Origin of the sequence: Acinetobacter sp. YH16042, from assembly GCF_013417245.1 — a bacterium.
Taxonomy (GTDB): Bacteria; Pseudomonadota; Gammaproteobacteria; order Pseudomonadales; family Moraxellaceae; genus Acinetobacter; species Acinetobacter amyesii.
Genome location: NZ_VPEJ01000011.1, coordinates 53,748 through 74,528 on the forward strand (window position 1 = coordinate 53,748; position 20,781 = coordinate 74,528).

The 20,781-nt window shown below is 40.8% G+C and carries 14 protein-coding genes; 7 read left to right on the plus strand and 7 right to left on the minus strand.

Annotated features, from left to right (window positions below; genetic code table 11):
* Nucleotides 1-85: 85 nt before the first annotated feature.
* From FTV37_RS09725 to FTV37_RS09745, 5 genes are read right to left on the minus strand one after another with little or no spacing between them, the layout of a single operon-like run.
* Nucleotides 86-1,687 carry an ABC transporter ATP-binding protein gene (locus tag FTV37_RS09725; protein WP_180063743.1) on the minus strand — a complete coding sequence of 534 codons (1,602 nt, stop codon included), beginning with the start codon at nucleotides 1,685-1,687 and terminating at the stop codon, nucleotides 86-88.
* Complete coding sequence (locus FTV37_RS09730) at nucleotides 1,662-2,675, minus strand: ABC transporter permease (RefSeq protein ID WP_180063715.1); 1,014 nt, start codon at nucleotides 2,673-2,675, stop codon at nucleotides 1,662-1,664. The genes FTV37_RS09725 and FTV37_RS09730 overlap by 26 nt, the downstream gene beginning before the upstream one ends.
* Complete coding sequence (locus tag FTV37_RS09735) at nucleotides 2,675-3,742, minus strand: microcin C ABC transporter permease YejB (RefSeq protein WP_168379372.1); 1,068 nt, start codon at nucleotides 3,740-3,742, stop codon at nucleotides 2,675-2,677. The genes FTV37_RS09730 and FTV37_RS09735 overlap by 1 nt, the downstream gene beginning before the upstream one ends.
* Before the next feature lie 33 nt (nucleotides 3,743-3,775).
* Complete coding sequence (locus FTV37_RS09740) at nucleotides 3,776-5,614, minus strand: extracellular solute-binding protein (RefSeq protein ID WP_180063717.1); 1,839 nt, start codon at nucleotides 5,612-5,614, stop codon at nucleotides 3,776-3,778.
* A gap of 26 nt (nucleotides 5,615-5,640) precedes the next feature.
* Nucleotides 5,641-8,967 (minus strand): LysM peptidoglycan-binding domain-containing protein, encoded by a 3,327-nt coding sequence (locus FTV37_RS09745; protein WP_180063719.1) that lies wholly within the window; start codon nucleotides 8,965-8,967, stop codon nucleotides 5,641-5,643.
* Between the two features lie 206 nt (nucleotides 8,968-9,173).
* Between FTV37_RS09745 and dnaQ the strand changes: the two genes are divergently transcribed.
* From dnaQ to nudC, 3 genes are all read left to right on the plus strand, one after another.
* Nucleotides 9,174-10,574, plus strand: a complete 1,401-nt coding sequence (gene dnaQ / locus FTV37_RS09750; RefSeq protein WP_180063721.1) for a DNA polymerase III subunit epsilon — start codon at nucleotides 9,174-9,176, stop codon at nucleotides 10,572-10,574.
* 128 nt (nucleotides 10,575-10,702) lie between these two features.
* Complete coding sequence (locus FTV37_RS09755; protein ID WP_180063723.1) at nucleotides 10,703-12,349, plus strand: chemotaxis protein; 1,647 nt, start codon at nucleotides 10,703-10,705, stop codon at nucleotides 12,347-12,349.
* Nucleotides 12,349-13,122, plus strand: a complete 774-nt coding sequence (gene nudC / locus FTV37_RS09760) for an NAD(+) diphosphatase (protein ID WP_078189164.1) — start codon at nucleotides 12,349-12,351, stop codon at nucleotides 13,120-13,122. Before FTV37_RS09755 ends, nudC begins: the two co-directional genes overlap by 1 nt.
* Before the next feature lie 607 nt (nucleotides 13,123-13,729).
* Here nudC and serC read toward each other — a convergent pair.
* Nucleotides 13,730-14,809, minus strand: a complete 1,080-nt coding sequence (serC, locus tag FTV37_RS09765) for a 3-phosphoserine/phosphohydroxythreonine transaminase (protein ID WP_078192058.1) — start codon at nucleotides 14,807-14,809, stop codon at nucleotides 13,730-13,732.
* 347 nt (nucleotides 14,810-15,156) lie between these two features.
* Between serC and FTV37_RS09770 the strand changes: the two genes are divergently transcribed.
* The 4 genes from FTV37_RS09770 to FTV37_RS09785 are packed head-to-tail and all read left to right on the plus strand — an operon-like array spanning nucleotide 15,157 to nucleotide 20,074.
* Nucleotides 15,157-16,644, plus strand: coding sequence for a TolC family protein (locus tag FTV37_RS09770; RefSeq protein WP_180063725.1), 1,488 nt, complete (start codon nucleotides 15,157-15,159; stop codon nucleotides 16,642-16,644).
* 21 nt (nucleotides 16,645-16,665) lie between these two features.
* A complete protein-coding gene (locus FTV37_RS09775) occupies nucleotides 16,666-17,829 on the plus strand; it encodes an HlyD family secretion protein (protein ID WP_180020753.1) in 1,164 nt (387 codons plus the stop codon).
* On the plus strand, nucleotides 17,829-18,959 hold the full coding sequence (locus FTV37_RS09780) for an ABC transporter permease (RefSeq protein ID WP_180020751.1): 1,131 nt from the start codon (nucleotides 17,829-17,831) through the stop codon (nucleotides 18,957-18,959). Before FTV37_RS09775 ends, FTV37_RS09780 begins: the two co-directional genes overlap by 1 nt.
* Before the next feature lie 17 nt (nucleotides 18,960-18,976).
* Nucleotides 18,977-20,074 (plus strand): ABC transporter permease, encoded by a 1,098-nt coding sequence (locus FTV37_RS09785; RefSeq protein WP_373683571.1) that lies wholly within the window; start codon nucleotides 18,977-18,979, stop codon nucleotides 20,072-20,074.
* Between the two features lie 119 nt (nucleotides 20,075-20,193).
* On the opposite strand, the gene FTV37_RS09790 is transcribed toward FTV37_RS09785, so the two are convergent.
* Complete coding sequence (locus FTV37_RS09790; protein ID WP_180063729.1) at nucleotides 20,194-20,742, minus strand: hypothetical protein; 549 nt, start codon at nucleotides 20,740-20,742, stop codon at nucleotides 20,194-20,196.
* Between the last annotated feature and the right edge of the window lie 39 nt (nucleotides 20,743-20,781).

Here is a 20,781-nt window from a genome sequence, read left to right on the forward strand (position 1 = left end):
CCTGAGTATTTACTCTAATTATTATTTTCTAAAGGTCAAGGATATTTTGACAATGACACTTGTCAAAATATCCATAAGTTTGATTTTAGTATTGGCTGGCTTCAATTAATTTACGGGTATAGTCCGTTTGTGGTCGTGCAAATAGATCTGCGGTGTCTTGAAATTCCATGACTTTGGCATGGCGCAGTACCAACACTTTTTGACACAGGGCTTTGACCACGTGTAAATCGTGACTGATAAATAAATAACTCATATTAAATTCTTGCTGCAAACGCCGTAGCAGCTTCACGATGGCTTTTTGTGTCGTCCGATCTAGTGCCGATGTGGGTTCATCGAGTATCAATAATTTAGGACGTAATACCAACGCACGTGCTAAGGCGACTCTCTGCCGTTGCCCACCCGATAATTCATGTGGATAACGCTGCTTAAATGAGCTGGCTAATTCGACTTTCTGCAAAGCTTCATCTATACGCTGTACAATTTCATTTGCAGATAAATGCTGTAAGGCCAAACCTTCGCCAATGGTTTGCTCTACATTGAGCCGTGGATTTAAACTACTGAATGGATCTTGAAAGACGATTTGAAATTCACGACGTAAAGGTCTGAGCTGTTTTTCTGAAAGTTGATTGATGGCGTGTTGATTTAACATAATTTCACCATCACTTTCTATGAGCCGAGCAATAGCCAGTGCTAAAGAGCTTTTCCCTGAACCACTCTCACCAACAATACCGATCGACTCACCTTCAGCCACTGTTAAATCCAAAGCTTCTACCGCAACGACATAATTTTTAATGCGGTTCAATAAGCCTTGTTTGACTGGGAACTTCACTCCTAACTGGCGTAATTCTAAAAGTGTCTGCGTTTGCGAAACCTGTATTGCTGAACCAAAATCATGGTCTAATAAATTTTTGGTATACGCCTGCTTCGGCTGCTCAAAAATTTCCTGAACACCACCTTGCTCCACCACTTGCCCACGATTCATCACAATCACATGTTCGGCATAGCGCTTGACCAAATTCAGGTCATGGCTAATTAATATCATCGCCATATTGCGCTGCTGTTGTAGCGACTTTAATAAATTTAAGATTTGCACCTGCAAAGTGACATCTAAAGCCGTGGTTGGCTCATCAGCGATTAAAATATCAGGATCTAAGGCCAATGCCATGGCAATCATGACACGTTGCCGCTGCCCGCCTGATAATTCATGTGGATAGCGCCTTAACTTATCTTCAGCATCAGGAATACCCACATCATTTAATAATTCTATAACGCGCTGTCGTGTTTTTGCCTTCGACCATCCCTGTAACAACAATGACTCACCAACAATCTTTTCCACACGATGTAAGGGATTTAAGGCCGTCATCGGCTCTTGAAAAATCATGGCAATTTTCTGTCCACGAATGTTTCGATGCTGCTCAGGACTCAGTCCAAGAATATTCTGTCCATTCAGGCTGACGCTGCCTGTGACCTGCAGATCACTTGGCAACAAACCGAGTATAGCTAGGCTGCTAATCGATTTACCAGAACCGCTTTCTCCAACAATGGCTATCGTTTCACCTGCATGCAAATTAAAATTCAGGTCTTCAACCAAGACCTGTGCTGCATGGGAAATATGTAAATGTTCAACCGCTAATACGATGGAAGGTACATTAACTTGATGATTATTGACGTCTAGGATCGAATGCATCACGTGTCGCCTCCCCAATGTAAATCAATAAAGACAGCACGATCGCTAAGGTAAAAAACCCCGATAAGGCAAGCCATGGTGCATTCAGATTGTTTTTCCCTTGAAGCAATAACTCACCTAAGGACGCGGCATCAGGCGGTAAGCCATAACCTAAGAAATCTAAGGCTGTCAGTGCCGTAATATTTGCCGTGAGCATGAAAGGTAGCTGTGAAAGACTGGAACTCATCGCATTTGGTAAGATATGCCGAAACATAATGGTGCTATCTGTAACGCCAAGACTCCGTGCTGCACGGACATAATCAAAATTACGAGCACGCAAAAACTCTGCACGAACCAAGCCGACCAAAGTGGGCCAGCCAAACAGCAGCATAATGACAAAGAGCCAATACACACTCGGCGTAAACATGCTGACCAAAATCATCACCATGAATAGCATCGGTAGTCCGCCCCAGACTTCTAAAATCCGTTGACCAATGAGGTCTACCCAGCCACCATAATAGCCCTGTATCGCCCCAACCATGATGCCCAATATGGCTGAAGCAAAAGTTAATGCAAAACCAAACAGGAGCGACACACGTAATCCATATAAAATACGTGCGAGCACATCACGCCCTTGGTCATCGGTACCGAGCCAATTTTGTGCAGTTGGTGCAGATGGTACGGGCACAGCCAGTTCTAAATTCGGTGTTTGATAGGAAAATTTAATCAGTGGCCAAACCGCCCAGCCTTTATCTTCTATCAGTTGCTGAACAACAGGATCTTTATAATCTGCCTCAGTTTCAAATACCCCACCGAAAGCGGTTTCTGGATAACTTTTCAATACGGGCACATATAAAGAATCATCGTATTTAACCAAGAGCGGTTTATCATTGGCAATAAACTTGACAGCTAGGGACAACATAAAAATCAAGGCAAAACTGATAAAGCATGTAAAGCCTAATTTATTTTCTTTAAAACGTTGAAAACGTGCTTGCATGATCGGAGACATTATTTTGCCCCCTGCGAATCAAAATTAATTCGCGGATCAATCATTTGATACATGACATCACTGATTAATCTTAAGATCAGCCCCATCAAGGTAAAAATAAACAAGGTGCCAAAAATGACTGGATAATCGCGCTGTACGATGGCTTCAAACCCCAACAATCCCAGACCATCTAAATTGAAAATAATTTCAATAAATAGATTTCCCACAAAGAAGATCCCAATCAATGCTTCTGGCAGACCAGCAATGACAATGAGCATTGCATTACGAAATACATGCCCATACAGCACACGTGATTCGGTCAAACCTTTAGAACGAGCAGCAAGAACATATTGCTTATTCAACTCTTCCATAAAAGAGTATTTGGTCAGATAAGTTAAGCCTGCAAAACCACCAATTACCATAGCAAACAAAGGCAACGCCATATGCCAAAAATAATCTGCAATTTTGCCAAATACACTTAACTCAGCGAAATTCTCTGAAACTAAACCTTGCAGAGGAAACCACTGAAAATATGAACCACCTGCAAAAAAGACAATGAGTAAAATGGCAAAGGCAAAAGCAGGAATGGCGTAGCCGATAGCCAATAAAATAGACGTACTTTTATCAAATAACAGACCATGTTGACGGGCTTTTTTAATGCCTAATGGAATAGACACCATATAGATCAGCAAGGTACTCCATAAGCCAAGGGATAAGGATACAGGCAGCTTTTCCCAAAGCAGCTGAGTCACAGGCTTATCTTTAAAGAAACTTGTACCAAAATCTAGCGTTACATAGCCCTTTAACATGAGCCAAAAACGTTCGAATAATGGTTTATCGAAACCATATTGCGCTTCGATTTTTGCCACCATTTCTTCACTGAGGCCTTTTGCACCTTGGTATTTACTGCCTGTCGTCGCAGTTTCACCACCATCTGTGTTTCCCATACCTTGAAAGGATTCTGCTTGCTGTATAGCTTGCTCAACAGGTCCTCCCGGCGCAATCTGAATCACGACAAAGTTAATCAGTAAAATGAAAAACAATGTTGGAATAATCAGGAGCAATCTTTTTAAAATATATGTGCCCATGTTGCTTTCACATTCCTTGTCATTCAGGTGTATTTATTGCTGCCGTAGATATTGTGTTATTTGCTTGGCTTGAGCTGCATCACTCCACCAATAGTCAATCCCTGCAGAAAGTTTAGGTTTGACATAAGGTTGCTTATACATATGCCAATAGGCAAACCAGTTCTCACTTTGCCCAAACATTGGAATTTGATAATAACCCGCTCTGAGCAGGCGGTCTAAAACACGCGTACGAATAATCAATTCCTCCCGATTTGGAGCATTGATCACCTGTTGAATGAGCTTATCGATCACAGGATTTTTAATCCCTGCATAATTATAATTACCCACTTGATCGGCTGCTTGACTGCCCCAAAGTTGAGCTTGCTCACCTGCTGGAGTGAGCGATTGAGGCATTTCATCCACGATCATATCAAAGTCAATATTTCGCATACGCTCGGTGTATTGCGGCCCATCTATTTGTCGTAATAACACCTGAATACCTAAACGTTTCAAATTTCGTATAAATGGCATTAAGGTTCGCTGCAAATCTTGTTGCTGAATCAAGATTTCGAATTTCACAGGCTGAGATTTTGCATCCACCAATCTGCCGTCTTGATAACGATAACCCGCATTCAATAACAGTTGGCGTGCATGCAGAAGGTTTTTTCGATTAAATCCACTGCCATCAGAAACGGGATATTGCCAATTGGATAAAACTCCCTGTCGTTGAATAGGATCAAGTTGCGATAACATCGGTTTTAAAATATCCAACTCTTGGATAGAGGGTTTCCCCTTCGCTTCTAGCACACTATTACTAAAATAACTCTGCAAACGCTGATACTGCCCATAAAATAATGCTTTATTTTGCCATTCAAAATCATAAGCATAGGTTAAAGCTTGTCGAAAGCGAATATCACTAAATGGCGCACGACGAGTATTAAATACGAGACTTTTTGTGGGAATCGGTCGTTCATGTTTAAAGCGATATTTGACAATTTTACCGTCTTTAAAAGCAGGAAAATTGTACGCTCCCACCCAATTACGTGCAGTCTTTTCCTCATATAACGTAAATTGACCTGCTTTAAAGCCTTCAAAGGCAATGTCAGGACTGCGGTAATATACATATTTCAGATGGTTAAAATTATATCGACCACGATTAACAGCTAAGTTCTGCCCCCAATACTCAGGATTGCGCTTGTAGCGAATACTCCTACCTGCATCGATCGTCTCAATTGTGTAAGGGCCTGAGCCTAATATGGGCTGCAATGTAATTTGAGTAAAATCTTTTTTTGCCCAATCTTTTTTGGAATAAATCGGCATTTGCGCCAAAATCATGGGCATATCAGTGTTGTGTCCAGATTTAAAACTCATCCTCACCTGATATTTAGATAAAACATCTGTTTTGTCCAAATCCGCTAAGTACATTTGTAGACCGGGATTTGATTTAGTTTGAAAGGTATCAAAACTAAATTTAACGTCTTCAGCAGTGAGTTCAGAACCATCACTAAACCGTGCTTTTGGGTTTAAATGAAAAATAACAAAATTAGTTTTTTTCGGGTCAAATGTCACCTTTTCGGCAAGCAATGGATACATCACACCCGGCTCATCTAAAGATGAACTCATCAAGCTATCAAAAAGATAATTGATACCTTCAACAGAACGCCCTTTTCCATTCATGCTGTTTAAATTATCAAAACTCCCAATACTCGAGGTCGTGATATATCCCCCTTTATTGGCAAGAGGATTGGCATAGGGCATTGCCTGTAATTGATGATATTGAGGGCTACTATGTATGGCAAGAAAAGGCGTGGTCTGCAACGCAGCCCACGCCCCTGTTGAAAGTATGCTCAAAGTCACACCAAACACGTAACGCGAAGTTGAAGCAGAATACATTCAACTTAACTCCTTAATGTTTGGACTCAGTTTGGTACTTTAATGACTTCACCAATACGTAACTGAGCAGACGGTTGTATATCATTCATTTCAGCAAGTTTTGATGTATCAAGTCCATAACGGCTTGCTAAACCAATCAATGTATCGCCGCGTTTAATACGGTATTCACTGATAGTTTTAGGGACTTGTAAATTTTGACCGACACGAAGCCCAGCACGCGGATTCAAGTTATTTAATTCAGCCAATGCTGCCACAGTTAAACCTGTCCGACTAGCAATCGAATTTAAAGACTCGCCTGATTTCACAGTATAGCTTTCAGTATTTGTTGGTTTCACATTGCTCGTAGAGGATTTAGCTTCCGTTTTTTTGGTTTCAGTTGCTTTACTAGCTACATCAGCAGGTAGTTCACCATCTACTTTTAAACGCTGCCCTACACGAATCGCACTATTGGTATTTAGGCCATTTAATTCAGCTAAATAACGTAATTGAAGATGATATTTCTTCGCAATCACACCCAATGTTTCACCTGATTTCACCACATGAATATCGGTCGCATCAACGGAATTCGTTCGTGTATTGGTTTTGCTTTCAATTTTGGTCGCCTCAGCTTTGGTTTCTACTTTAACCGGTGCGACATCACCTGTTAATTTTAATTTCTGCCCAACGCGTAGACCAGAACTACGCTCTATACCATTTAAATTTGCGACATAGTCCATGCCTAAATCATAGCGACTAGCAATGCCTGTCAGTGTATCGCCAGACTGCACCACATATGTATCCGGAACAGTTGAACTTGCAGGAACTTTAATGCTTTGCCCAGCCATCAGCCCACTATTTACCGACATATCATTTAGACTCGCCAATTCTGACAAACTGATTTTTGACTGCGTCGCAATGCTGTAAAGCGTATCACCACGCTGCACTTTATAGCTTTCAACTTTATACGCAGGATCAACTTTGACATTTTCAATGCGATTCACGACTTTGCTTTCGAGCTTCTCAACTTCTGCTACAGCTTGTAATGGCACATTAATTTTTTGCCCCACCATCAAGCTACTGCCAGCCGTTAAGCCAGTTGTTAAATCTGCCAACTCTTGATTTGACAGCGCATAACGATCTGCAATGAGTTTTAGATATTCACCACGTTTTACCGTGTAGGATTTGGTTTGAACTTTTGCAGGTTTTTCGACAACTTGAGCGGCTTTCTTATCAGCTTCCAATTTTGCTTTCGATGCAGGCGTTTCTTTTAGGGATAATTTCTGTCCAACATATAAACCACTCGTGGTGGTTAAACCATTGTAGTCGGCGAGTTGCTTCGTACTTAAACCAAATTGACTCGCAACAGCTGTAAGACTGTCATTTGCTTTCACCACATAGCTATCTGCGATAGGCTTAGCTTTCGATTCTTCATTATTTTGCACAATCGGTTTCGCATCATATAAATAGATGGTCGTACCGACATACAAGGTCGAATCTGGCGAAATTTGGTTCCAAGCTGCAATATCACGCCAATTCACGCCATTTTTCATCGCGATCAACGCTAATGTGTCGCCCGCCAAAACTGTATAAGTACTGCGTTTACCTTTAGGTGGTACAACTACAATTTCAGAATCTGTACGAATGACATTTTTACCTTGGTTGCGTTTGGCTTCTTCGGAATCTGCACCTGTATTTTCAGCCACGCTTTTAGGGTAAGAGAACCCTTTCGTCAGTTCTTTACCTTGTTGGTCTGCAATTGACTGACTGGTCTGAATCGCAGTCAACTTAATCTTGCCATCATAAGGATCGACAATTTCAGTGCCTTTCGGCGCAATAGCTTTAATTTCCTGAACGACTTCTTCTTGTTCTGCTTTAGTCGCTACTGGTTTTAATACCTCATCGACTGTTTTGGTCTCACCTTCGGCTTTAATAGCCGCCATGATTTGCTCACGCTCATTTGCGCTGAGTGGTGGCTCGACAGACACGGCTTTCACAGGCGTCGAAGGTGTTACAGCGACTGGAATACGCGGCGCACTTGGAATATCACTATTCGATGCAAATGCAGCTAAAGCAGATGATCCCACTGGTGTTTTGCCTTTCGTTCCTGACGGAATACTTGGCGTTACCGTTGCAGCGACTACAGGTGGTTTGGCAGAAGCTGTCACAGTCGGCTGTGCTGTCAGCGTAGGTGGCGTCACTTTTGCAGGCTGAATAGTTTTACTATTTAATTCCGGCGGAGTAACACGTGACGGTGTTATTTCAACATTATTTTTTGGTAAGTTATAAGTTGAATTACTTGCCCAATAACCTGATGAACTACCTGATTGTAATTTTTTCAAACGTGCATCGACTGATGGACTCACATCCGCAGGAATTAAAATCCGCATTGGGCTGCTGCTATCAATCACATCGCCACGATGACCAGGGTTTAGTGCATAGAGTTCTGCACGGCTTAAACCGGTAATAGATGCAATTTCATTTAAATTTGCAGGCCCTACAGCCACTTCACGAAAGTGTGGACGGTTGGCAATTGGCGGTAAACTTACGCCATAAGCACTTGGATTTTTAATAATTTGAGCAACAGCCAAGAAACGTGGGACATAGTTCATGGTTTCTTGGGGCAGTTTTAGTGACCAATAATCCGTTGGCAAACCTGCCGCACGGTTACGGTTAATCGCCTGTTGAATGCGGCCCGGCCCTGCATTATATGCAGCCAAAGCCAATTCCCACGAACCGAACTGGTTATGTAGCGCACCTAAAAACTCATAAGCTGCACGCGTTGATTCCACTACGTCACGACGACCATCATACATTGAGGTTTGTTTTAAGCCGTAAATACGTCCAGTACTTGGAATAAATTGCCATAAGCCTGCTGCGGCTGCACTTGAGGTTGCTGCTGGGTCATAAGAACTTTCAATCACTGGTAATAACGCCAACTCAGTCGGCAAACCACGACGTTCTGCTTCTTTAACCGTGTGATATAAATAACGGGACGCACGCGCACTTAAACGATCAATATATGGTTGACGTGAAATAAACCAACTACGCTGCGCTTCAATTCGCGTATCCCAGTGGTTCAAATCCATTTTGAAACCCACAGTCATACGCTTCCAGACATCACCATGCTTAAGTACTAAAAGGCGATCGCCTTCTACGGCACGCATGTCTGTTGCAGAAAGTAAATCTTCGAGTGAATCTAAACTATTGGCATCGAGAAAGTTTGAGCCGACTTGTTTACTTGCTGAGTTCTGCTTAGTCGTTTGCGATGAAGAACAGCCCGTCAGACCAAGAGCTGCGAGCGCAGAACCCAAGACTGTAAATTTAAAAATTTGTGGTAACGTAGGCTGCCAGACAGTCGCAGTTGATTTATACATAAAAAAATCCAGACAACTCATATAAAATTTATTTTTTAGATATGCCATTGTAGTGAAGCAGAACACAGACACAAGGCGTTAATTTAACGCTATTTCAGTATAAATGTTACAAGAAATTAAAAAAATCGCCAGAAATGGATTTCTCTCTGTCATTTGCGTTATACAATATACGGTTCTGAATGCTTGTTTTTCTCCGGATTTGATTTATGTCTCAAACAATCACGCTTTATGTTGATGGTGCATGTAAAGGCAACCCTGGCTTAGGAGGTTGGGGGGCGTATATCATCCGTGAAACTGGAGAAGAAAAACTCTGCGGCGGCGAAGCTGAAACCACCAATAACCGTATGGAATTGACTGCTGCAATTGAAGGCATTCAACACTGTCCGTCCGATGCAAAACTGATTATTTGGACAGACTCTAACTATGTCAAACAAGGCATTACCGAGTGGATACATGGTTGGAAAAAGAAAAACTGGAAAGATGTTAAAAATCCTGATCTGTGGAAATTACTGGATACAACTTGTCAGGGTCGGGAAATTGAATGGAACTGGATTAAAGGGCATGCAGGCCATCCGGGAAATGAAATGGCTGATCAATTGGCCAATCTAGGCGCAGAAAAAACCCTCGAACGCATCAAACAAGCAGCATCTACAGCTGAAGCACCTAAAAAAAAAGCTGAACCTGACTGGCTATTAAATGATCCGTTTGGACTTGAATTTGCTGATAGCGAGGATGAAGCAGAAGAAATCTCAGCTGAGTCAGCTATTGACGCAGAGCAGATTGATGACATTGAAATAGAACAACAAACAACAGACACTGCTTCAACGTTGAGTCCAGATGCTTCTACACAGTCTAAGCAAGCTGCTGAAATCCATCCGATGATTGTCATTACACCAGCAACTGTCGATGTATCTGGCCCACGACAATTAATTTTGGATACGGAAACCACAGGTTTCTATTTCCAAGATGGCGACCGCATTATTGAAGTCGGTGCGGTGGAAATGATTAACCGCAAACTGACCGGCAGCTCAATTCATATTTATATCAACCCGCAAAAACCTGTCGGTGAATCTGAAAATATTCACGGAATCAGTGATGACTTTCTAAAAGACAAACCACTGTATGCTGAAATTGCTGATGTCTTATTTGACTATCTAAAAGGTGCAGAAATCATTGCGCATAACGCAACCTTCGATATGAACTTCCTTGATATGGAGTTCAAACGTGCCGGTTTTGTGGCCTTATCTGAAGTTTGCGAAGTCACCGATACCTTGGCTATGGCCAAAGCCAAGCATCCAGGCCAGAAAAACTCACTCGATGCATTAGTGCGTCGTTACGAAATTCCACAACGTGACCGTACCTTCCATGGTGCCTTACTCGATGCGGAAATTCTGTCTGACGTATACCTAGCAATGACGGGCGGTCAGGTTTCCTTTGATATCGATGCACTGACCCACTCGCAAAATGAAGATGGTTCGCAAACCCGCGCCGCTGTTGAAATAGAATTACCAGTGATTTTACCTTCCGCAGATGAACTTGAAGCCCATGAGACATGGGTCAAACAATTTGAAGAAAAACATGGTACACCTTGCCTTTTTGCGAAATAAAATCTAAATTTCGTGTTACTTTTTGTATATAAACAATTCTTACATACGCTATAGTAAAACCATAAACATGGACCGCCTTAAGGGGCGGTTAATAAACAAGATAAAACATCTAGGAAAGGTGCAGATACATGTCTTACCAAACCTCTATCCATTTTGATCCAACGGCTTTGCTGATAATAAAAAATGAGGTTGATAACTCAATCAAGTTAGTCGAATCAGCAGTCAGCACCTTAGTTGAAGATCAAACTTTACCTTTCGGGATTGATGATGCACTGATTCAATTTGAACAATGTGCTCAAGTATTAGCTTTAGTTGATATGCCAAGTTTGGCAAAAATCGCTCAATATTCAGCAGAGTTAATGCGCAAGATCATGGGGAACCCTGCGCAAATTAACACTCAAGATGTCATCGCACTGAGCGAAGGCACAACCATGCTGAAACGCTATATTGAATTTATCTGCTTGCGTGAAGTTAAAATCCCACAGTTCCTACTCGACAGTCTGAATCGTCTAGAACTGTCTTTAGGTAAACCTTTAACGTCGGAAGGCCAACACATTGAGTCCCTACTCGATTGTATTACCCCTGACTTTGACTTACCTCAAGCGCCTGCACTTGAAAAATCAAAATACGTTCACCGTCTGTATAAGTTGGCTTTGAATAAATTGATTAAACAAGAAGAAACTGAGCTAGATCTGCAAGCGATTAAATTGGTCGGTGCGTATTTAGCAGGTCTTTCAGACAAACATCCAAGCAAACAATATTGGAACTTGGTTTTTGTTGCGTTTAATCAAATTGATCAAATCTTGATTACCGATGCTCGTTTACGTACTTTGGTGAGCATTGAACGCAATATGGCTCAATATTTTGCAGGCACTGAGCGCTTTAAAGCATCCATTTCTGATTTAGCCAATGTCTTAAGTCTAAGCATTAGCCAAGAAGATGACATTTCTCATCATATTCGTGGCAAGTTAAATATCGGTGAAGACCTTCTTACCGACACACAATTGCAAGTTTTCAGTCGTCATTTATATGGTCCTGACTTCGAAACCATGCATACCATTGGTGAATTGGTTACGACTGAAATGACGCAAATTCGTAATGATATTGAATTTAACTATCAAAATATGACGCCTGAAAAAACCCAAGAACTTCAAGCGAAATTGAACGAATTGGCAAATATTTTCAAAGTCTTGAACTTAAATGAAGCGTATAACGACCTGTCGCGTCAAGCTGCGTCATTAGGTAATGCTGAGATTTTACAAGATGAAAGCTTTGCCCAGCAGTTGATGAACAATATCTTGTCTGCCATGAACTCGATTGGTGTGCTTGAGCGTCATCACACTTCTAGCCGCTTACAACTTCGTGTGAATAATATGAATATTTCACTCGACCGTTTAGATGAAGCACACGCTGCTCTGTTAAATGAGACCAAGGTTTTAATTGATGCTGCTAGCCAATCTTTGGTTCAGTATTTACAAAACCAAGATTTGACACAACTTGAAGCGACTGCAACTCAATTCCGCGAAATTGGTGGTGCGATGTTGTTCCTCAATGCAGATGCAGCTCAAAATGCACTGAACTCAACAGCTCAATTCATTTTGAAACGTGTTGAATCTTCAACAGCGATTGATGCAAATGAAGTGAATCAAGCATTAGATTCATTGGCAAGCGCAGATATGTTGATTGACAATTTAAAGAACAAACAACCTGTTTTACAGGGCATGTTTAAGGTAGCATTGGACAGTAGCGAAAAACTGAAATCAGCAGCAGCCTAATGTCTAAATTATCACTTGCGTATATCTTCAAACAACAGCAATTGCTGGTCGATGAAAACTTTCAACTTCCCGAAGTTGAGCAACTCGCAAGTGATTTAAATATTGGCACGGGTGATCAAGTGATTGCCCGTGATCTACTTGAAAATGAGCCAATTCCTGATGGCTTACAACTCATTCCTATTCGCCAGCTTCTACAACTTTGGAATGTACAGCAATTTGAACAAGCCAGCCGTGCTATTCAACTCTTAGAATGGCGCCGTAATCATAAATTTTGTAGCCACTGTGGTACAGCAACTCAAGTCCACGCCACAGAATATGCCATGGTTTGCCCTGCTTGCGGTTATCACCAATACCCTCGTGTAAACCCCTGTGTCATTACCGTCATTACCCGTGGTGAAGATGAAATCTTATTGGCTAAAAATGCGAAAAATGTCCGGGCAATGTATGGGCTGATCGCAGGTTTTGTTGAAGTCGGTGAAACTTTAGAAGAAGCGGTTCGTCGTGAAACTGAAGAAGAAGTGGGTTTAAAGGTCAAAAATATTCAATACTTAGCCAGCCAACCTTGGCCCTTCCCAAGTAATTTAATGATCGCCTTTAAAGCAGAATATGCTGCTGGTGAACTTCAATTACAAGAAGAAGAAATCAGTGATGCAGCTTTCTTTAAATTTGATGCATTACCTGAAATTCCTTTCAAAGGCAGTATCGCCCATTCGATGATTATGCATGTCATTCATGGTTCTGCTGTTGCAGATGATACCCAGGCATGGTTATAAGCTACTGCTTTTGAGGAACTTAGAAATAAAAAAAGCCGCCTCAGTGTGGTTTTTTTATTTCTCACTAATCATGTGTATTCACTGCATATTTAAATAATTGAATATTTTTTATCCACAAGCTGGTCGATTTATTCTACTTTTAAATTCAAATTAAAATAACTTATCCACAATATTAAATTCAAAATAATGCCAAAAAATAAATCTATCTGCAAAAGATAAAATATAAAAATCTAATATAAATAAATAAGATAGGAAATTTATGAAACTAAATTTAGCAATTTAGTTGCTTATTTTTAAATAAAATAAATAGTTTAGTAAGTTTATGGTAGATAGTACTTTATTTAATCAAATAATTATGTTAAAAATGCGTTTAAGAAATAGTAATTAACGATAAATAGATCGGAAAGAATATCTATGAAAGTCGTGCAAGAAGAAAACTTATCGCAAGTTGACCATCACATGGAATCTCGATATCAAATCGAGCCAATGTCCTGCTTATTTTTTATGTTAGGTATGCTGATTTGTGCATACGTGTTACATACTTTTATTTTTTAATCTATTCAATAAAAAAAACCGGCATTTGCCGGTTTTTTTTATGCCTTTAGGATTATGCGTTGCGTTTTGCAAAGTCATCCATAAAGTTAACCAGTGCTTGAACGCCTTCTAGCGGAACAGCATTATAAATACTTGCACGCATACCACCCACTGAACGGTGACCAGCTAAATTCAGCAAGTGGTTTTCTTCAGCTTCTTTCAAGAATTGTTTTTCCAATTCTGGATTCGCCAAAGTAAATGGTACGTTCATGATTGAACGGAATTCTTTTGCAATTGGATTTGCATAGAAATCGCTTGAATCAATATAACCATAAAGTAATTCAGCTTTTGCCATATTCGCTTTATAAATTGCGTCTACACCGCCCTGCTCAAGTAACCATTCAAAAACGAGGCCAGATAAGTACCATGCATAAGTTGAAGGTGTATTCACCATTGAACCATTTTTCGCTTGAGCTGAATATTTCAAGATACTTGGAATATCTGCTTTCGCTTGATCCAATAAATCATCACGAATAATCACCAAAGTTAAACCAGCAGGACCAATATTTTTCTGAGCACCTGCATAGATTAAACCGAACTTAGATACGTCTAATGGTGCAGATAAAATGCTCGATGAAAAATCGGCAACCAATGGTTTGTCCGTTTCAGGAATGTTGGCAAACTGAAGACCACCAATAGTTTCATTATCTGCATAATGCACATAAGCCGCATCATCAGATAAGTTCCAGGTGCTTTGATCAGTAATCGCAAGTTTACCGTCAATGGTGGTACCCGCTTCAACAACATTAATGTCGCCATAACGCTGTGCTTCTTTCAACGCTTTTTCAGACCAAATACCAGTGTGGATATAGTCTGCTTTGCTGTTTTTACCCAATAGGTTTAATGGGATCGCAGAGAATTGAAGTGATGCGCCACCTTGAAGGAATAACACTTTATAGTTGTCTGGAATATTCATCAGCTTACGAAGATCAGCTTCTGCTTTCTCTGCCACAGCGACATAGTCTTTACTACGGTGGCTCATTTCCATGATCGAAAGGCCTTTGCCTTGCCAGTCAAGCATTTCAGCTTGAGCTTTTTCTAAAACGGCAGTGGGTAATGCAGCAGGACCAGCACAGAAGTTGTACGCGCGCATGAGTTTTCCTTTCAAAGTGAAACACAATAAAATGATGGCATTTAACCATATCTGACGCGTGCTTGCAGTAGTTAAAGCTGAAAATATTCCAATGCTGTCTGACATTTGAAGTCAAATTTTCAATAAAGATCAAAATTAATTCTTATTAATTCAAATTATTAGATTTACTGATATTTTTTATCCCTTGAATTGATGCTAATTTAAGGTCTTGATGTGCGAAAATGACGTGCGCTACAAAGATAAAATTTATTTACATATGTATATGAAACAATACAACAACTTAGTGAATTTACCCAACTTCATCACAATGACTATAATGAACCCATCCTAGCTGTGAGTGTGTTTTTATGCCTCTACCTCGAACAGATTATTCTATAAAAATTAAACATACATTTCGTTCAGGATTGCTGCTTGGCCTTGGTTGTTTGAGTGTTTTTTTTAGCCCGACAGTACTTGCGCAAAGTATCAGTTATAGCCAAGCAGAACAAAGTCTACTCACTAGTTCTTTTAGCACTCAGGCCAACCAAGCGCTACAACAATCTGCCGAACTTCAAGCTCAGGCCATTAAAGGCCTTGGTTTACCTCGTGTGGATTTAAACGTCCGTGCCTATGCCTTTCATAATGAACTCGATATTCCTCTCGGCGCCTTAAAAAACAACTTAGAACAAACGCTGAGTAATGGCATTAATAATAAAATTGATGAAAGCTTACCGAGTGATTTGGCAGACCCATTAAAAGACAGTCTGCAACAGCCAATCCGTGATGGTGTCGGATTAATTCCAGATTCTTCCCAAGTGGTCTTAGATGATCAAGTGATCCGCCCTACCGTTTCCGTAATGATGCCGCTGTATACCGGTGGGTTAACGTCTAGCGCCAAGGAAATTGCCAATATCCAAGCCAAACGCAGCGCGATAAGCAGTGAACAACAACAAGATGTGCAACGTTTTGAATTAATCCAAGCCTACTTCAATGCTCAATTACAAAAAAAATTAGTCGAAAGCAGCCGCTTCAATTTAAATGCGATGCAACAACACTATGCCAATGCGCTCAAAATGGAACAACAGGGTTTTATTAGCAAAGGCCAGCGTATGCAATTTGAAGTGGCGAAGAATAATGCTCTCAGAACTTTTCAAAATACTGAAGCGAATCTCCGCTCTAGCTTATTTAAGTTAAACAACTTAATGCAAAGCAGCCAAATTACTGATCTTACAACGCCATTATTTATCAATCAGCAACACAATCAAAATATAACCGCCTTACTAAAAAGTTATCAGGATCAGTCTAGTTTGGTGCGTAAAATGCAATTGGACAGTCAATTGGCTGGTGCTAATGTGAAAGCCCAAAGCGCAGCAAAAAAACCCAACGTCTTTGCCTTTGGTGAATATAGTCTCGACGATAAACAAAACTGGATCGTTGGTGTTGCCGCTCGCTACAACTTATTTTCAGGTATTGATAAAAACAAATCCGTACAAGCTGCTGAACTTCAACGCTATGCATCTGAGTTAATGACTGAGCGTACCAAACAAGAAATTGAAAGCCTGATTTATAGCTCATTTAATGAAGTCACCAGCGCTCAACAAAGTCACCTGTTGTTGCAGCAAAACCTAAAAGCTGCTCAAGAAAATTTAAGAATTCAACAGCTTTCATTTAAAGAAGATATGGGTACGGCCACACAAGTCATTGATGCACAAAATGCATTGAACGGGCTACAAAGTGAAATGGCACTTAATGCCTATAAATACGTGATGTCACTCGCAACACTGCTACAAAGTCACGGGAGCATTGACCAGTTCCAAAGCTATATCAATCAATCACACACCGACTATATTCGCTAAGTTTAGCCGAGGGGAAACAATATGAATCAGGAACCAACTGATCACCAAGAAGATGCCTCTGCGAATGCTGAAACATCCCAATCCAATGTCTCGAGTTCAAACGTTTCGTCTACAGCAAATACTGCTGAGGATACTCCAAAGAAAGTGAATACCAATACTGATGCAGAGACGAAAAAAAGCTCAGTGCAAAGTCGCAATAAATCTGCTTTGATCAAGCTCGTGATTGGCATTGTCTTAGTTCTGCTTTTGGCATTGATTGCATTTGGCTTATGGAAAAGTTATCAGCCCAAGCAGGTTGAATTACAAGGTCGAGTTGAGGCTGAAACCATCCACATTAGTACCAAAGTACCTAGTCGTATTGAAGAAATATATGTGCATGACGGTGAAAAAGTACAAGCAGGTCAAGCACTGGTTCGTTTAACCAGCCCCGAACTCGATGCAAAGAAACAACAGGCTTTAGCTGCACTTCAATCTGCGCAAGCACTGCAATCCACAGCTGAACGTGGCTCTCAACAAGAAAATATTGATAGTTTATATGCCAATTGGCAAAGTCTAAAAGCACAGCAACAATTGGCGCAAACCACCTACCAACGTGGTCAAAACCTCTATAAAGAAGGTGTCATTTCACGACAACGCCGTGATGAAATGCAAGCTGCCGCAGTCTCTGCTGCACAAATGACAGAAGCGTCTTATCAACAATATGCGCGTGCAAAACGTGGCAGTACACCGCAACAACAAAGCTCGGCAGATGCCCAAGTCAAGATTGCGCAAGCCGCGTTGGCCGAAGCAAATGCACTTGAGGCTGAAACCAAATTGTTTGCACCGTCCAATGGCACCATTTCAAAAACCTATGGCAAAGTTTCAGAATTAGTTGCGATGGGTGTGCCCGTTGTAAGCCTGATTCAAGATGATAGCTTATGGATTAGCTTAAATGTCCGTGAAGACCAGTATGCTCAAGTGTATCAACTCAAGACCATGCAAGGATTTATACCGGCGCTAAACAAATCTGCCGAGTTTAAAATTGATCACATCGAAGCCGAAGGTGAATTTGCAACAATCAAAACCACGCGACAAACGGGCGGCTATGACATTCGTAGTTTTAAAGTCCAACTGAAACCCGCTCAGCCGATTGCTGACTTAAAAGTGGGTATGAGCGTTTTGTTTAAAATTGAAGAGCGTAAATAATGTTTAGGGGCATTCTGCGTGAGTTTCGCTATTTGATGCAGCATAAATGGGACTTGTGTATGGTCACACTTGCCCCTGCCCTTGTGATTTTGCTCTTTACCAATATGTTTGCTCAAGGCAAACCAGATCATTTACCCATCGCGATCATAGACCAAGATCAAAGCAGTTTAAGCCGTAACATTACTCATTTTGCGCAGCTGAACCATACCTTAAAAGTAGCCACCATTACACCCAGTATGGATGATGCTGAAAAGCTTTTAAATCAGACTCAAATTTGGGGCTATATTCATATTCCTGCTGGTGCAGAGCAACGACTGGTTCAAGCAAAAGATGCAGAAGTCAGCATTGCCTATAACCAAAGCTATTTTAGTGTCGGCAATAGTATTTCATCAGCCATGCTGCTAAGTACATTGCAAGCCATGGCCGATTTTAGTGGTCATCAGTATTTAGAAAATACAATTCCCTACCTCGATGCACCGACACCCAATGTCAAAATTTCACCTTTATATAATCCAGGTTTAAATTATGAGTTCTATTTAGAGCCGTACATGATTCCTGCGATTCTGCATTTATTACTGTGTTGCTGTGTCGCATTTTCAGTCGGTCAAGAAATCAAATATGGCACTGTAAATCAATGGGTGAAACCGACTTCTGTCTTTCAAGCTTTAATCGCTAAAAATCTCAGTTATGTTTTCATTTTTACCGCTTGGACATGGGCGTGGATGTTCTGGCTAATCGTGTTTCGAGGGTGGTTTGTTCAGGGTTCATTACTGCTCATTTTGCTCGGGCAATTGTTTTTTTATACAGCCTATGCCTTTATCAGTTCTACTGTAGTTTTGGCGACACGTGATCTCACCAAATCTTTTGGTTTTATTGCGGTATATGGTGGCTCATCACTGAGTTTTGCAGGGGTAACATTGCCGCTGAATAACGCGCCGATGTTTACAAAATTCTGGGCCAATATTATTCCCTATACGCCTTATGCCAAATTACAAACAGAACAATGGGTCATTGGTAGCCCAATCTCCATTTCAATCACACCGCTTGTCACCCTGATCATTTATTGTCTGTTCTATTTTGTTCTCGCCAGCTTCTTTTTACGTAAAGTACTGAAGGAACAAATCATATGAATAAAATCGCGTTATTTATAACAGCTTTGCTCAGACACTATATTCAAACATTTAAAGATATTGTGAAGCACAGTTCGATTTTTACCACCTTAGTACTTTCTGTTTTTCTTTACAGTTTTTTTTATCCCATTGCCTATCAAGCGGAACACGCAGAATCGCTCCCTATCATTGTGGTGGATGAGGAACAAAGCATACTCACCAATACGATTATTGGTGCTGTAGCCAATAGTCCCAATGTAAAAATTCAAGCTGTGACTGGTAATTTTGCTGAGGCTGAAAATATGCTCAGAAGTCAGCAAGCTGACGGGATTTTACTGTTGCCGAGTAATCTTTCAAATAGCATTCGCCGTGGTGAAACCGGTGGAATTGGTTTATATCTCAGTGCTGCAAACTTTCTAAAGACACAAAAAATTGGCTTAGGTTTAGCCAGTTCGATGGAAAATGCCCTCGTCGAATATGCAGAAAAATTCCAGAACATATCTGATTTTAGCCCCGCTTTGTCGATTCATAAGATTCCATTATTTAATCCACTTTCAGGCTATGGCAGCTATATTTTCCCAGCGGTTGCTCCCTTAATTATTCATCAGACGATTTTATTGGGTCTGTGCATGCTGATTGCGACCTATCGACAAAACACCACATGGCGTCCAAGCTATTCACAATTAGCTGGCATTTTCTTGTGTATTTTGACTATCGGGACTTTAGGGTGCTTCTATTTATTTGGTTTTACCTTTTGGCTGAACGATTATCCACGGGGTGGAAATTTTTGTGGCATGTTCATTGCTGTACCCATCTTCCTCAGTTGTATTATTGCGATGACGCTCTATCTAGCCACCTTTCTTGACCTGCCAGAACGCGCAGGACATGTCATCGTTTTTAGTTCTATTCCGCTATTTCTACTTTCGGGAACGGCATGGCCACATGCAGCTATGCCTAAATGGATGCAAATACTCGCTCAAGCATTACCTTCGACCCAAGGCATTCAAATGTTCCTTCAACTCAATCAGATGGGTGTGCCTACAGTAATCCTCATACCTAAACTGCTTTACCTCACAAGTATTGGACTGATTTTTTTATGTCTTGCTGTCTGGCGTTTAAAGTTTGCCAAAAGATAAAACTGTTTGTGCTGCAAGACATGTCTGGTCTCAAGCGAAATGCGTTCAAACCTATTCATCATAGACTCGAACGCTTTGCTTCTTAGCATGTCTGAAATTTTAATGCTTTCTGTCGCCAATTAACTGTATGCTGTTGGCGTCACAGTCGATGCCTCATCCACTTGAATATTAAAATCATCTGCATCTGAAGTGATCTCAGTAACCAAATCATCTGATTCTTTTTCTGCAGCGTTTTCAAGCCAGAATCCTTTCACTTTATCGTCCCCATCATGACCTGCAAAGACCACACTCATATACAGTTCTTTTTGCGGATAATCATATTTATACACAATTGTTGTGGTCTTACCTTCTCCCAGCCGAGTATTTGCCATTCGCTGAATCACTTGCGCTTCAGCGCTAGGTTGACCTGCAGGAATCAGCTTTTTCATACGTGAAAACAGCTCTGGATCTGCTAGCATCGCATCACGAACATTTTCTTCAACCAATGCCAAAAAGCTGTCTTGATGGGGTTGGTGTAGTGCTGCGAATAATTTTTCTGACTTAGTACGCTGTGAGCTTGTCTCACTTGGTAGGCTTGATTCGAATTTTGCAATCAAGAAATCGCCAATTTTTTCACAAGCCGTTATAGGTAAGATTAAAGCGATGATGACGACTAATTTTTTCAACACCGTACAAGCCCTCTGGTTATTATTAAAATATATAAAGTT